Origin of the sequence: Streptomyces sp. NPDC001933, assembly GCF_042890955.1 — a bacterium.
Lineage (GTDB): Bacteria > Actinomycetota > Actinomycetes > Streptomycetales > Streptomycetaceae > Streptomyces.
Genome location: NZ_JBIASS010000004.1, coordinates 510,682 through 523,484 on the forward strand (window position 1 = coordinate 510,682; position 12,803 = coordinate 523,484).

Consider the following 12,803-nt stretch of genomic DNA (forward strand, 5'->3'; position numbering starts at 1 on the left):
ATGTTGTCGGATCACGGGTGTATGACCCGACCCGGAATCCGTGTTGCCGCATACGTGATCCGGCATCGTGCCGTACCCGAATTGTTGGTTCTCGACCATGTCGGAACTCCGGCCGCCGGAACTCAGGTGCCCGTAGGAGGAGTGACGTCCGACGAGGAGTTGGGTCAGGCCGTCCTGCGGGAATTAGCCGAAGAAACCGGGCTGTCGGACCTCGCGGTGGTCCGGCAGATCGCCATGGAGGACAAGCCTCACCCCGATACGCGGCTACCGCGCAGGACCACCTTCTTCCACCTCCGGGCACCGGCCGATACCCCTGACTCGTGGGAGCACGGGGTCAGTGGAGATGGCGACGACGCCGATCTCACGTTCGCCTGCTACTTCGTACGCCTTCCTCTGAAGTGCCAGTTGGCGGACGAACAGGACGTCTGGCTGGGTCGCATCGATCCTCTGTGGACCACATTGATGTCGTCCGACGGCCGTGGTGCGGACATTCCGCGTCGTCGGCCGAGCGCACCCTGACCGACTTCGGCGCGCTGGTCGGTAGTGGAGGGGGTGAGGTGTGGCGTTGCCGTCCATCGAGAATCGGGGCCAGTGTGCGGGAGGGCTCAGGGAGGGCTCAGGGAGGGCTCAGGGACCACTCCGGGGGGAGAACCTGATGTCAGGGCGCGTGGTCGCCTGAAAGCCTGCTGGACATGACTTCAACAGGCTTGACTCGAAGGACCGTTGTGGGCGCTGCCCTGTCGGGAACGGCAGCGCTGCTCGCCACCGCGGCGCTGCCCTTACCCCGTGCCGACGCCTCGTCCGAGTCGCTCCCGCCGTTGGACCCCACTGCCCTGCAGGCCGCGATCGACGACCTGGAGCACCCGCCCTCGACCGCGGCCCAGCTGCGGGTCGGCGGCGCGGCCGGCCACTGGTACGGCACCTCGGGTATCGCCGATGTCGGGACGCGGCGGCCGGTGAGCGCAGGGGACAAGGTCCGGATCGGCAGCATCACCAAGGTCTTCGTCGCCACGGTGCTGCTGCAACTGGCGGGGGAGGGCCGGGTCGAGCTGGACACGCCGGTTGTGCGCCTTCTGCCGGGGTGGCTGCCGGCCGGCTTCTCGGGCGTCACTGTGGCCCATTTGCTGAACCACACCAGCGGTCTGCCCGACCACGTCGGCATCCCCGAGCCGGAGACCGCGGAGGAAGTGTTCCGTCACCGCTTCGACCACTGGACGCCGCGGGAGTGGGTGGCGACGGCGACGCTCGGGCCGCTGAAGTTCACCCCGGGCACTCGACAGGAGTACCGCGGGATCAACTACTCACTGGCCGCACTGATCATCGACAAGGTGACCGGTTATCCCTACCGGGAGGCGGTCGAGGCCCGCATCCTCCGCCCGCTCGGCCTGGAGCACACCATCGTGCCCGGCGAAGACCCTCGCATCCACGGTCCCCACGTGCACGGCTACCTGACGATGGCCGACGGCCGCCTGCGGGACGTCACGACGTACGACCAGTCGTCCGCCCGGGGCGAAGGCGACATGATCTCCACCACGGGCGACATCGACCGCCTGCTCGTCGCGCTGTTCTCCGGCGAACTGCTTTCTCCGGATCTGCTCCGGCTGATGTTCACCCTGCCGCCGGCCGATGTGCGGATGCTCGACGGGTCTCCCGCCCGTTACAGCGCGGGGTTGCAACAGGCCACCGTCAACGGCACCACGCTCTGGGGCAAGACCGGGGAGACGTACGGGTACAAGAACGCCGCCTTCTCCACTCGTGACCAGCGGCGCCGCTTCGTACTCGCTCACCAGCCGACGACCCCACGCAACGGCGAGGAGACCCAGATGGTCGCCAGGGTCGCCGACCTGCTCACCCGTAATTCCTGACTCGTGACTCATGGCCTGTGACCTGTGACCCCAGCACCGGCGCCCGGGACGTGGCCCAGCACCTGCCGCTTCCTCCCCGTCTGTATGGTCAGTTGATCAGGGGACGTCAGCACGCGGCAACGGTCCGCGAGGCTGCCGGTCCGGCGCACCGGTTTGATGCGCCGGAGTAGATGGGGAGAAGTGATGAGCGTGGGATCCGTACTTCGTCAGGCGAATGCCGAGGGCATGAGAGCCATTCCCGCAGGGGAGATCATTCTGCGTGACGAAGGCACTCGGACGGACTGGAAGGTGGAGGTCGGTGCCTTCCGACTGGCGCCGTATCCCGTGACCCGCGAGCTGTACCACGCGGTTCGGGGCGAGGCGCCCGTGAGTTCGGCCGGTCCGCGTACACCGGTGACCGAGATCTCGTGGAACGACGCTGTCCGGTTCTGCAACCTGCTCTCGCGGGAGGCGGGGCTCCGGCCCTGCTACTCGACGGGCGACGACCCCGACGGGCTGGACGTGGTCTGCGACTGGCGGGCCGACGGCTATCGACTCCCGTCCGAGGCGGAGTGGGAGTACGCATGCCGAGCCGGAACCTCCGGCGTTCGCTACGGGGACCTGGACGAGATCGCCTGGTACTACGGGAACTCCGGCGGCGAGGTGCACGACGTCGCGACCAGGACGCCGAACGCCTGGGGCCTCCACGACATGATCGGCAACGTGTGGGAGTGGTGCTGGGACCTCTACGACCCCGAGGTCTACGGCCCGTACCGCGTATTCCGTGGCGGGGGCGGATTCGACCGGCCCCGAAGCTGCCGGGCGTCGTGCCGCCGCAAGAGCCATCCGACCTTCCGCATCGACGACCTGGGGTTCCGGCTCGCGCGAACGGTGTGAGCCGGTGAGGAGAGAAGGCGGCCGCCTCCGGAAGCGTTGCGGACGAGATGCAGCGCGATGCCGGGGTGGTCGGTGAGCCGGGCGGACACCGGCAGCGCGTGGGTGACCACGGCGAGGTGGGCGTCGAGCGGAATGGCCGCCGGCCGGGCGGCCGTACTGCCCGCGTCGATGATCACGTTGCCATCGGTGGGGGAGCTCACCGATCGCGGCTGTTGCGATGCGCTCCTTCTCGTCGATGGCCACTGCATCGCGCTCGGCGAGATCGAGCTCGAAGTCGAGCCGCCCGGCCGGGATCGCACCGCCAGTGACGCGCCGCAGCAGCCCGGCCCGGTCGAGACTCTTCAGGTCACGCCGCACGGCCTCGGTGGTGACCTGGAATTCCTCGGCCAGCGACAGCACGTCGCCCCGGTTGCTCTCGCGGACCTGAACGGACATCTGGCTCGGGGGCCGGCCCAGGTCGATGAGCGCCGCGCCGCGCGTGCACCTCTTGCCCCTCGCCCCTTGCCCCGGCCTCCTGCCCCGGCCCCGCCCCTTGGTCCTGCCCCGGCACCGTTCGCCATGTCAGTGAGTCTCTGTAGGGTGCGTCGTGTGAGTGACATGTATGAGCTGGCGGTATCGGTCGATCTGCGGGACGAGCTCTCCGAGCCGGAGCTGGCCGAACTGCGCTGGCACCTGGGAATCGGGCCGCAGCCGGCGAGCCTGTCGATCGTGACCGAGTTCCCGATCGTGGTGGAGGACGAGGCGGGCGAACCGGTGGTCGAGGACGAACCTCGTCCACTGCTGGCCGGCAGTGGTGCCGCCTGGTGGGTCGGCGGTGTGCTCGGGTCGGCGCTGGTGGGCCGCGCGGACCTGCCGCGGAAGGGATGGTCGCTGACCTCCCGGCAGGAAATCCACCCCGACGAATTCGACAAGGTCGGCGAGCTGCTCCGCTGGCTTGCTGCGCGCGTGCAAGACACCCACCGGCAGGTGGACGATGTCGTTTCGATCGGCCACTTGAGGTTCCACGAATCCTTGATACCGGAAGTGATCGGGGTCGTGAACGGGCAGATCGTGTGGCCGGACCAGTAGTCTGCTCCGTAAATCGCGTAGCCGTCCGCCACCGGTCCGGCATAGCTTCTGCCTCATGGCTGACGAGTGCTTCGCCCATCCCCGGCTCGCCGCGATCTACGACGCGCTCGAACCTGATCGGGGCGATCTGGACGCCTACGTCCGTCTCGCCGAGCAGATCCGGGCTCGCCAGGTCCTGGACATCGGCTGCGGTACAGGAGTGTTCGCCCTTCTGCTGGCCGACCGCGGCGTCGAGGTCGTGGGCGTCGATCCGGCCACCGCGGCCATCGATGTGGCCCGGGGCAAGCCGGGCAGCGAACGGGTGCGCTGGATCTCCGGTGATGCGACAGCACTTCCGCCACTGCAGGTCGACCTCGCGACCATGACGGCGAACGTCGCCCAGGCCATCGTCGACCCACGGGAGTGGCGGACGACCCTGCGGAGGGCGTACGAAGCACTGCGGCCCGGCGGAACCCTTGTGTTCGAGACCCGGGATCCGGCCAGGCGTGCCTGGGAGGAGTGGAATCGCGAGGCCTCGTACGGCGTGACCGAGATACCGGGAGTCGGTGGGGTCGAGAGCTGGGTCCAACTGCTCGAAGTGCGCGGGCCGCTGGTGACCTTCCGCTGGACCTATGTGTTCGCTGCGGACGGGCAGGTACTGACATCGGATTCGACGTTGCGATTCCGCGAGCGGCGGGAGGTCGAGACGGAGCTGGCCGCGCAGGGCTTCGTGGTGCAGGACGTCCGCGACGCCCCTGACCGCCCGGGACGCGAGTTCGTCTTCCTCGCCCGGCGCCCCGGGGGCGATGGCTGACCGCATGCATACTGCGCGGGAGATCGCGGCGCGCGAAACACAACTCGGATTCCCGCTCCATCCGCAGCTGAGGGCACTTCTGAAGCGGCACAACGGCATCATCGAACACCTGGCGAGGGCCCGTTCTGTGCGAGCGGCGTCATCTTGAACGACTCTGAGGACCCCGAGAACAAAGGCGGTTTCGCTTGGGTTTTCGGGCGGACAGGCCTGCGGGCGGACCGGAGACGGATGCCCACGATGCGCAGTGGGACGGTGTGATCTGTGCTGCTCAAAGCCCGCAGCGGTGCTCAATTCGGTTACGGCGGGTGTCGGGCCCGGGGCCGCGGATGATAGGCAGGGCGCGTGATCGATACGGGGGAGGGCAACGCCCGATGAGGATGATGCGCCGGATCGCGCTGTACGCCGCGCTGCCGCTGGTTGTGCTGCTCGCGGCCGGCTACGGCTGGTACCGGGTGAGCGACACCGGTAAACGGTGGCGGTACGAGGACCGGCTCGCCACGTACTGCGAGGGTCTGCTTCCGGTCGCCGAATCCGCAGCCCTGACCTCGTACTCCATCGATCCCGGACTGCCGGGGGACCGCGCGGGCGGTGCCGGTGACGACCGCTGGAGCGAGTGCGGAGTGGCGGACACACGGCTGCTGGTCGCCCTGATTCCGCACGACGCCGTCCGTAGCCGCAACCTCTCCGGTGAGCCGCTCTCGATGCTGCGCGACGGGAGTTCGGACCATCTGCCCGTAGCCATCGGTGGTGGCTGGCAGGGCTACACCGATTTCCGCGACACCGGCCTCGTGCTCAACTGCACCGACCGGCCTGCCTCCCTCGTAGTGACCGTGAGTGCCGACGAGTCGCACGAGAACGCCCGGGAGACCCGGCAGATCGCCCGGCTGGCCGCGGTCACCGCCGAGCGGGCCGCCAAGCGGTGGTCCTGCAACGCCCCGCACGGTGCCGGCGTGCCGCCCATCCCTCTGCAACCCGATCGCCCGGAGCCCGGCATCGCCACCGGCACCTGCGCAGGGGTCCCCGTTCCGGGCGACGACTCCGTCCACTGGCACCGTGAGACCACCGCCGCCGGCGCCGCCCTCCTGGAGACCTGCGCGCTCGGCGAGACGAAGGCGCGGGACGAGGAGCTCTACTGGTTCGGCGCCGCGTTCGGTCCGTACGCGCAGCGCCTTCGGACCTCAGACGACGACGAATCCGGTGGCTACCACGGCGACGCGGGCGCCGATCGCCACAGCGCCTGGGCGAGCGCCGAATGCGGCACGGGTCCGCGTGCCCTCTTCACCGTCAACGACACCGAGTACGCGGCCCCGCCGCACGGCTACCTCCGCACGGCCCTCCGTGCCTTTGCCGAACGTGCGGCGAAGCGCCATGGATGCACCGACCTGCGACTCCCCTCCTGACGGCGCGGAACCATGCTCAGGGATTGACGGCCCCGATGGGTCCGACGAACCCCGGGCGTTCTCCCAGGGGTGACCAGAATTGGCCGTAGCATGTCAAGAATCATGGTGATGTGCCTTGTTGCTTCAAGGTCGTCGTGCCTCAATGGGGAAGGCGATCTCCCCTGACGGTTCGTCAGGGATCGCTGCATTCCGGCGCGGCACGTCGGTTCACGCGTCGGCAGTCCCCCACATTCGGTAGTCCCCCCACATGAAGGGCAACCACCATGAGGCATGGCATACGGCGACTCGGCTTCTGTTCCGCCCTCGCCGCCGGCACGCTCGCGCTGGCACCCACTGCTGAAGCGGTCACCCCCACAACCGCGACCATCAACTTCGACTGTGGCGTCTACGGCTCGGGCAGCGCGACCCTCACCGCCACCCAGAGCGGCACGGCCGCGACCATCAACCTCTCGACGTCCGCCATCACGGCACCGATCAGCGTCGGGGCGAACTCGGTCAAGTCAACGCTCACACTCACCAACAAGGGCTCGGGAGCGGTGACGTTCACCGGCAACTCCAACCCCGCCATCCCCGCAGGAAGCCCGGTGTCGACGGGTCCGCTCAAGGGGACCGTGGCAGCGGGCGACAGCCTGGCGGCCAAGTCTCTCAAGGTCGTGGTCTTCGGAATCACCGCGACCTGCAACGCGACGTCCGCTCAGTCGCCCGGACCGTTCGTGTTCTGAGCCGGCCCGTCCGCGCTGAGTGAAGTACCTGGCTGAAACGGCTACGGCGCGGTCGGTCCGTGTCCCCGCCTGCGGGCGGGTGGCGCGGGCCGTCCGTGCTCATAATGCTCCTCGCCGACTCGCTGCCCGCGGTGACCGGCGACCACGCGGGCGATCACCGTGGCTGCGGACGTATCACCTGTCGGTGGACGCAAGATGCTGCAACCTACGAGGACGGCAGTGGCGGACACGAGGCGACACCAGCCGCGCCCTGCCACGCGGAGCCGGGCCCAGCGACCTAGATTTCGCAGGTGAACGCGCTCACCTTCTCCGCCGCTCTGATCACCTTCGTCTCGGTCGTAGGGCCGCCCAAGGTCCTGATCTCCTTCGCTCACCTTGCCAAGCTGCACCCGACCCGCCAACTGCGCACCATCGCCTTCATCTCCTGCGGGTCGGCGATCTTCATCGGCCTCGTGGCCAGCTTGACCGCCCCGTTGCTCCTGGACCTGTTCCACATCAGCACACCCGCACTCCTGCTCGCCGGCGGCATCATCTTCTTTCTCTACGCAGTCGGTCTCGTCCTGGGGATTCCGACCGGAGTGGACGCCCCCGACGAGGGCACCCCCGATGTGACCAGCGGAATGCGCGATCTCCTCGTGCCGTTCGTCGTCAGCCCGCTGGCCATGACCGCACTGCTCATCGAAGCCACAGCACGTTCATCCTGGACCTGGCGCTCCACGGTGGCCGGTGCTTACGTGGCGGTGATTCTGCTCGACCTCGTCTGCATCCTGCTCCTGGAACGTGTTCTCCGCGCCACGCACCATGCGACATTCGAACTCCTCGGCCGGCTTCTGGGCCTTCTGCTCGCCGCAGTCAGCATCGACCTGGTCCTCGACGGGCTGGCGGAACTCGGCGTCGGGCTCAGCGGGCGTGACCACTGAGACGAAAGGTCTCACGGGCGCGCCGCCCCGGGGGAGGGAGCCCGGACGTGCCCCGGGCCGGCTCGGTGGCCGCGCCACCTGGCTGCCCGGCCGCCGAGCCGCCCATGCCCCTTCCGTCAGGTCATGCAGCCGCCCGGGAACCGGAATCGCCTGCTCTTCCCCCCTCCACGTCATGGTGAATCGGCGTCCCCGAACCGGTCAGCGGAACGCCCGTCCCGCCACGGCGCGCCGCGACGATCTCCGCCGCGATTGACAAGGCGGTCTCTTCGGGGGTACGGGCGCCGAGGTCGAGGCCGATCGGGGAGCGCAGACGGGCCAACTCCTCGTTGGTGACGCCCACTTCGCGCAGGCGGCGGTCGCGGTCCTCGTGGGTGCGGCGCGAGCCCATCGCGCCGACGAACGCGACCGGCAGCCGCAAGGCCACCTCCAGGAGAGGAACGTCGAACCTGGCGTCATGGGTGAGCACGCACAGGACGGTTCGTGCGTCGGTCGTGGTGTGCCGGAGGTAGCGGTGCGGCCAGTCGACCACCAGTTCGTCGGCCTCGGGGAAGCGGGCCCGAGTGGCGAAGACCGGCCGGGCGTCGCACACGGTCACGTGGTAGCCGAGGAACTTGCCGGCCCGGACCAGCGCCGTCGCGAAGTCCACGGCTCCGAACACGATCATCCGGGGCGGCGGCACCCTCGACTCCACGAACAGCGTCACGCCGCCCGGACAGCGCGACCCGTCCTCCGCGACGTCGATGGTGCCGGTGCGGCCGGTGTCCAGCATCGCGCGTGCCTCCTCCGCCGCCGTCCGGTCCAGTTCCGGTTCTCCGCCGAGGCCGCCCTCGTACGATCCGTCCGGGCGGACGAGCAGCGCCCGCCCGAGCAGTTCCGCCGGGCCCCGGGCCACCCGGGCGAGTGCCGCAGCCTCTCCTCGGTCCGCGGCCGACACCCCCGCCCGGAACACCGATGCGTCGGCGCGCACCGGTGTGACCAGGATGTCGATGACGCCGCCGCAGGTGAGCCCTGCAGCGAAGGCGTCCTCGTCGTCGTATCCGAACCGTTCGCGTACCGTGCGCCCGTCCAGGAGCGCCCGGACGCACAGGTCGTACACCGCGCCTTCCACACAACCGCCGGAGACGGAACCGATGACGGTGCCCTCACCGTCGACGGCCAGGGCCGCGCCGGGACCACGCGGCGCGCTGCCGCTGACGGCCACGACAGTGGCGACCGCGAAGTCCCGGCCCTGCTCGAACCACCGGCTCAGCGCCTCGGCGATGTCAAGCACCCCGGGCTCCTCCCTCCGCCCGGCCACCCCGGGCCGCGTCTGCCGCACGAAGGACGCGGTCCGGGCGGATCGGCAGCTCCCGGTGGCGTACGCCGGTCGCGTGCCACACCGCGTTGGCGATCGCGGCGGCGACTCCCACGATGCCGATCTCGCCGATGCCCTTGATGCCGACCGGATCGCCCGGAACGGGATCGTCCACCCAGTCGGCCTCGATGAGCGGCACGTCGGCATGCGCGGCGAAGTGGTAGCCGGCGAGGTCGGCGCCGACATGGCCGCCCGAGGCCCGGTCCCTGATCGCCTCCTCGTGGAGCGCCATCGAAAGCCCCCAGGTCATTCCGCCGATGAACTGGCTGCGGGCGGTGAGCGGATTGACGATGGTGCCTGCGGCGAAGATGCCGAGCAGCCGTCGTACGCGCACCTCACCGGTGTCCACATCCACCGCGACCTCTGCGAACTGCGCACCGAAGGAGTGGCGCTCCTTCTTGCTGAGCGCGCCGATGGCCTCGGCGGTGTTCGACCGGGCGGTGATCCCCTCCGGCGGAATGCCGCCGCCCAGCGCCAGCCGCTCCCGCAGTTCGTCCGCGGCGATCGTCACCGCCCACGCCCAGGAGCGCGTTCCCATCGAGCCGCCGGCGATCATCGCCGGGCCGAGGTCGCTGTCCGCGATGCGTACCCGGACGGATTGCGGATCCACTCCCAACGCGTCCGCGGCGACCAGGGCCATCGCGGTCCGCGCCCCGGTCCCGACATCCGCCGCGTCGATCCGTACGGTGAAGGTGCCGTCCGGTTCGGCGGTCACGGCCGCGGTTGACGGCCCTACCCCCGAGGGGTAGGTCGCCGCCGCCGTTCCCGTCCCCAGCAGCCAGCGCCCCTCACGGCGCAGCCCGGGACGAGGATCACGGTTCGCCCAGTCGAACCTGCGGGCGCCCTCCTCGAAACAGGCGAGCACATTGCGGCTGCTGAACGGCAGCCCGGACACCGGACCCGTCTCGGGTTCGTTGCGCGCGCGGAGCGCGATCGGGTCCACGCCGCACTTCTCGGCCAGCTCGTCGAGGGCCGATTCGAGGGCGAAGGACCCGGGCGCCTCGCCCGGTGCGCGCATCCACGTAGGGGTCGGCACATCGAGGCGTACGAGCCGGTGAAGAGTGTGATGCGCATCGGCGTCGTACAGCACACGCCCCAGGACGGCGCTCGACTCGATGAACTCGTGCACGGTCGAAGTGAGGCTCTGCGCCTGGTGGTCGAACGCAAGCAGCCGGCCGTCGGCGTCGGCGCCGAGCCGGATCCGCTGTGCTGTGGGGCTGCGGTAGCCGATCAGGGAGAACATCTGGCGGCGGGTCAGCACGACACGGACCGGGCGGTGGAGGACGGTGGTGGCCATCACGGCCGCCACTTGATGCGGGCTCAGCCCCTTCGATCCGAAGGCGCCCCCGACGTGCTCCGACCGGACACGTACGGCCGCCGGATCGAGGGAGAAGAGCTGCGCCAGCTCGCTCGCCACCCAGCTGCTGCCCTGGTTGGAGTCGACGAGATCGAGCCGACCGCCGTCCCAGCGGGCCGTGGCGGCATGCGGCTCCATCGGATTGTGGTGCTCCTCCGGAGTGGTGTACTCCGCGTCCACGACGACGGCGGAGGAAGCGAGGCGGGCCTCGATGTCCCCCTTCTCCGTCTCGGCCTGCACCATCGGGGTGCTCTCGGGTGTGTAGGCATCCGGACGGTCGGCATGGAACGAGACATCGTGCGGCTCCACGTCGTACTCGACCACCAGAGCCTCGGCGGCTTCCCTGGCCTGCTCGGACGTCTCGGCCACCACCAAGGCCACCGGCCAGCCCGCGAAGGGCACGCGGTCGTGCTGGAAGATCCCGACGACCGGGTTCGGCCGCCCCAGCATGCCCATGTAATCGATGTCGACGCGCGGCGCGTTCCCGTGGTGCAGCACGGTCAGAACGCCGGGCATGGCCAGGACGGGGCCGTCCTCCACCGAGCGGATCCGGCCGCGGGCCACGGTCGACAGCACCAGCCAGCCGTGGGCGAGTTCGGTGAAGGGAACCTCCCCGGCGTAGCGGGCTGCCCCGGTCACCTTGTCGCGGCCCTCCACCCGGGTACGGGCGGAGCCGATGGCGCCGGTCACGGCGGCGACTCCGGTCGTCGTGGTCATCGGGAGGCCTCCTCGGTGAGCTCGGTCAGCACGGCCACGATGAGGTTGCGCATCAGGGTCACCTTGTATCCGTTCTCGGGAAGGGCCTCGGCGGCCGCCAGCTCGGCATCCGCCGCAGCGGCGAACGCCTCCGCGCCCGCCGGTCCGCCGATGAGTAGTCGCTCGGCGGCACGGGCCCGCCACGGCCTCGAAGCGACGGCCCCGAGCGCGAGACGCACCTCGCGTACGACTCCGTCCCGGACATCGAGCGCGCCGGCGACCGAGCCGATCGCGAAGGCGAACGAGGCGCGCTCGCGCACCTTCCGGTACCGCGAGCGGGCGGCGACCGGCGCGGGCGGCAGAGTGACGCCGGTGATCAGCGCGCCGGGCGGGAGGGCTGTCTCGACGTGCGGCGTGTCGCCCACCGGCGGATAGAATCCGCCGATCGGCAACTCGCCCGGCCCGTCGGCCGTTTCGTACGAGATGACGGCGTCGAAGGCGGCGAGGGCAACCGCCATGTCCGAGGGATGGGTGGCGATGCAGTGCTCGGACGCGCCGAGGATCGCGTGGTTGTGGTGCTCACCGTCGATGGCGGGACAACCGCTTCCGGGAGAACGCTTGTTGCACGGCCTGCTGATGTCGGTGAAGTAGCCGCAACGGGTCCGCTGGAGCAGATTCCCGCCGACCGTGGCCATGTTGCGCAACTGCCCCGAGGCGCCTGCCAGCACGGCCTGCGCCAATGCCGGGTAGTGACGCCGTACGTCGGGGTGGGCCGCGAGATCGCTGTTGGTGACGGTCGCCCCGATCCGCAGCCCTCCGTCTGGGTCTAACTCGATTGTGTCGAGCGGGAGTTCTCGTACGTCGACGAGGAGCGCGGGACGTTCCACGCCGGTCTTCATCAGATCCACGAGGTTGGTGCCACCGCCGAGGAACCGGGCGTCGGGGGCGGATCCGATCAGAGCGACCGCTCCGGAAACATCAAAAGCTCGTTCGTAACCGAATTCCCTCATGCCACTGCCTCCTTGTCCTGGATCCCGGCCGCCTGCGCCACTGCCTGCACGATCGACACATAGGCGCCGCAGCGGCACAGGTTGCCGCTCATGCGCTCGCGGATCTCCTCGGCGCTGAGCACGGGCACCCCCGCTTCCGGCCGGACATCGTCGGTTGCCGCGCTCGGCCAGCCCGCCGCGTGTTCCTCGATCACCGCGATGGCCGAACAGATCTGACCGGGTGTGCAGTAACCGCACTGATAGCCGTCGAGGTCGAGGAAGGCCTGCTGCACCGGATGGAGCCGCTCGCCATCGGCCACGCCCTCGATGGTGGTGATCGCCCGCCCCTCCGCCGCGACCGCGAGCTGAAGGCAGGAAACCGCCCGGCGCCCATCGAGCAGCACCGTGCAGGCGCCGCATTGGCCCTGGTCACAGCCCTTCTTCGAACCGGTCAGGTCGAGATGCTCACGCAGGGCGTCGAGCAGGGTGGTGCGATGGTCGACGGGCAGTGTGTATTTCTCGCCATTGATGTTCAGGGTGATGGCACTTGACGTCGATTGAGTCATGATCAGCCTTCTTTCGCGTTGCTGATGCGCGTCGAACGAGACGATCCCGGTGGACAGTACGGGAGGGAGCGGGCGATGAGGACGAATGAACCGTTGACGGTGGGCGCAGGTCAGCCACACCGGCCGGATCTGCCGCTAAGGTGAGTCCAAGCGGACAGTTGTCCACTTGTCGTCGAACCTAGCGGACAGCTGTCCGC

The 12,803-nt window shown here is 69.5% G+C and carries 12 protein-coding genes and 1 pseudogene; 8 read left to right on the forward strand and 5 right to left on the reverse strand.

What is annotated here, in order from left to right:
* The first annotated feature begins 21 nt into the window (after positions 1-21).
* The 3 genes from ACFYY7_RS13265 to ACFYY7_RS13275 all read left to right on the forward strand — a co-directional run bounded on the left by ACFYY7_RS13265 (position 22) and on the right by ACFYY7_RS13275 (position 2,741).
* Complete coding sequence (locus ACFYY7_RS13265; RefSeq protein WP_388660880.1) at positions 22-519, forward strand: NUDIX domain-containing protein; 498 nt, start codon at positions 22-24, stop codon at positions 517-519.
* A 173-nt stretch (positions 520-692) separates the two neighbouring features.
* Entirely contained in the window at positions 693-1,865 is a 1,173-nt protein-coding gene (locus ACFYY7_RS13270; protein ID WP_388660883.1) for a serine hydrolase domain-containing protein, read from the forward strand.
* A 183-nt stretch (positions 1,866-2,048) separates the two neighbouring features.
* Positions 2,049-2,741 (forward strand): formylglycine-generating enzyme family protein, encoded by a 693-nt coding sequence (locus ACFYY7_RS13275; protein ID WP_388660885.1) that lies wholly within the window; start codon positions 2,049-2,051, stop codon positions 2,739-2,741.
* Here the strand turns inward: ACFYY7_RS13275 and ACFYY7_RS13280 are convergent.
* Positions 2,723-3,176: pseudogene (locus tag ACFYY7_RS13280) on the reverse strand (DeoR family transcriptional regulator); the annotation flags it as partial. The gene ACFYY7_RS13275 and the pseudogene ACFYY7_RS13280 overlap by 19 nt on opposite strands.
* Positions 3,177-3,338: 162 nt before the next feature.
* On the opposite strand from ACFYY7_RS13280, the gene ACFYY7_RS13285 reads away from it, so the two are divergent.
* The 5 genes from ACFYY7_RS13285 to ACFYY7_RS13305 all read left to right on the forward strand — a co-directional run bounded on the left by ACFYY7_RS13285 (position 3,339) and on the right by ACFYY7_RS13305 (position 7,644).
* Complete coding sequence (locus tag ACFYY7_RS13285; RefSeq protein ID WP_388660888.1) at positions 3,339-3,809, forward strand: hypothetical protein; 471 nt, start codon at positions 3,339-3,341, stop codon at positions 3,807-3,809.
* A gap of 55 nt (positions 3,810-3,864) precedes the next feature.
* Complete coding sequence (locus ACFYY7_RS13290; protein WP_388660890.1) at positions 3,865-4,602, forward strand: class I SAM-dependent methyltransferase; 738 nt, start codon at positions 3,865-3,867, stop codon at positions 4,600-4,602.
* A 371-nt stretch (positions 4,603-4,973) separates the two neighbouring features.
* Positions 4,974-6,002, forward strand: coding sequence for a hypothetical protein (locus tag ACFYY7_RS13295; RefSeq protein ID WP_388660893.1), 1,029 nt, complete (start codon positions 4,974-4,976; stop codon positions 6,000-6,002).
* A gap of 263 nt (positions 6,003-6,265) precedes the next feature.
* On the forward strand, positions 6,266-6,724 hold the full coding sequence (locus tag ACFYY7_RS13300) for a hypothetical protein (RefSeq protein WP_388660895.1): 459 nt from the start codon (positions 6,266-6,268) through the stop codon (positions 6,722-6,724).
* 290 nt (positions 6,725-7,014) lie between these two features.
* Positions 7,015-7,644 (forward strand): MarC family protein, encoded by a 630-nt coding sequence (locus tag ACFYY7_RS13305; protein ID WP_388660897.1) that lies wholly within the window; start codon positions 7,015-7,017, stop codon positions 7,642-7,644.
* A 121-nt stretch (positions 7,645-7,765) separates the two neighbouring features.
* Here ACFYY7_RS13305 and ACFYY7_RS13310 read toward each other — a convergent pair whose 3' ends face one another.
* Genes ACFYY7_RS13310 through ACFYY7_RS13325 form a run of 4 tightly spaced genes read right to left on the reverse strand, consistent with a single transcriptional unit; the run spans position 7,766 to position 12,606 of the window.
* Positions 7,766-8,914 (reverse strand): XdhC family protein, encoded by a 1,149-nt coding sequence (locus tag ACFYY7_RS13310; RefSeq protein ID WP_388660900.1) that lies wholly within the window; start codon positions 8,912-8,914, stop codon positions 7,766-7,768.
* Entirely contained in the window at positions 8,907-11,072 is a 2,166-nt protein-coding gene (locus ACFYY7_RS13315) for a xanthine dehydrogenase family protein molybdopterin-binding subunit (RefSeq protein WP_388660903.1), read from the reverse strand. Before ACFYY7_RS13315 ends, ACFYY7_RS13310 begins: the two co-directional genes overlap by 8 nt.
* Complete coding sequence (locus tag ACFYY7_RS13320; RefSeq protein ID WP_388660905.1) at positions 11,069-12,061, reverse strand: FAD binding domain-containing protein; 993 nt, start codon at positions 12,059-12,061, stop codon at positions 11,069-11,071. The genes ACFYY7_RS13315 and ACFYY7_RS13320 overlap by 4 nt, the downstream gene beginning before the upstream one ends.
* Positions 12,058-12,606 (reverse strand): (2Fe-2S)-binding protein, encoded by a 549-nt coding sequence (locus tag ACFYY7_RS13325; protein WP_388660908.1) that lies wholly within the window; start codon positions 12,604-12,606, stop codon positions 12,058-12,060. Before ACFYY7_RS13325 ends, ACFYY7_RS13320 begins: the two co-directional genes overlap by 4 nt.
* Positions 12,607-12,803 lie beyond the last annotated feature (197 nt).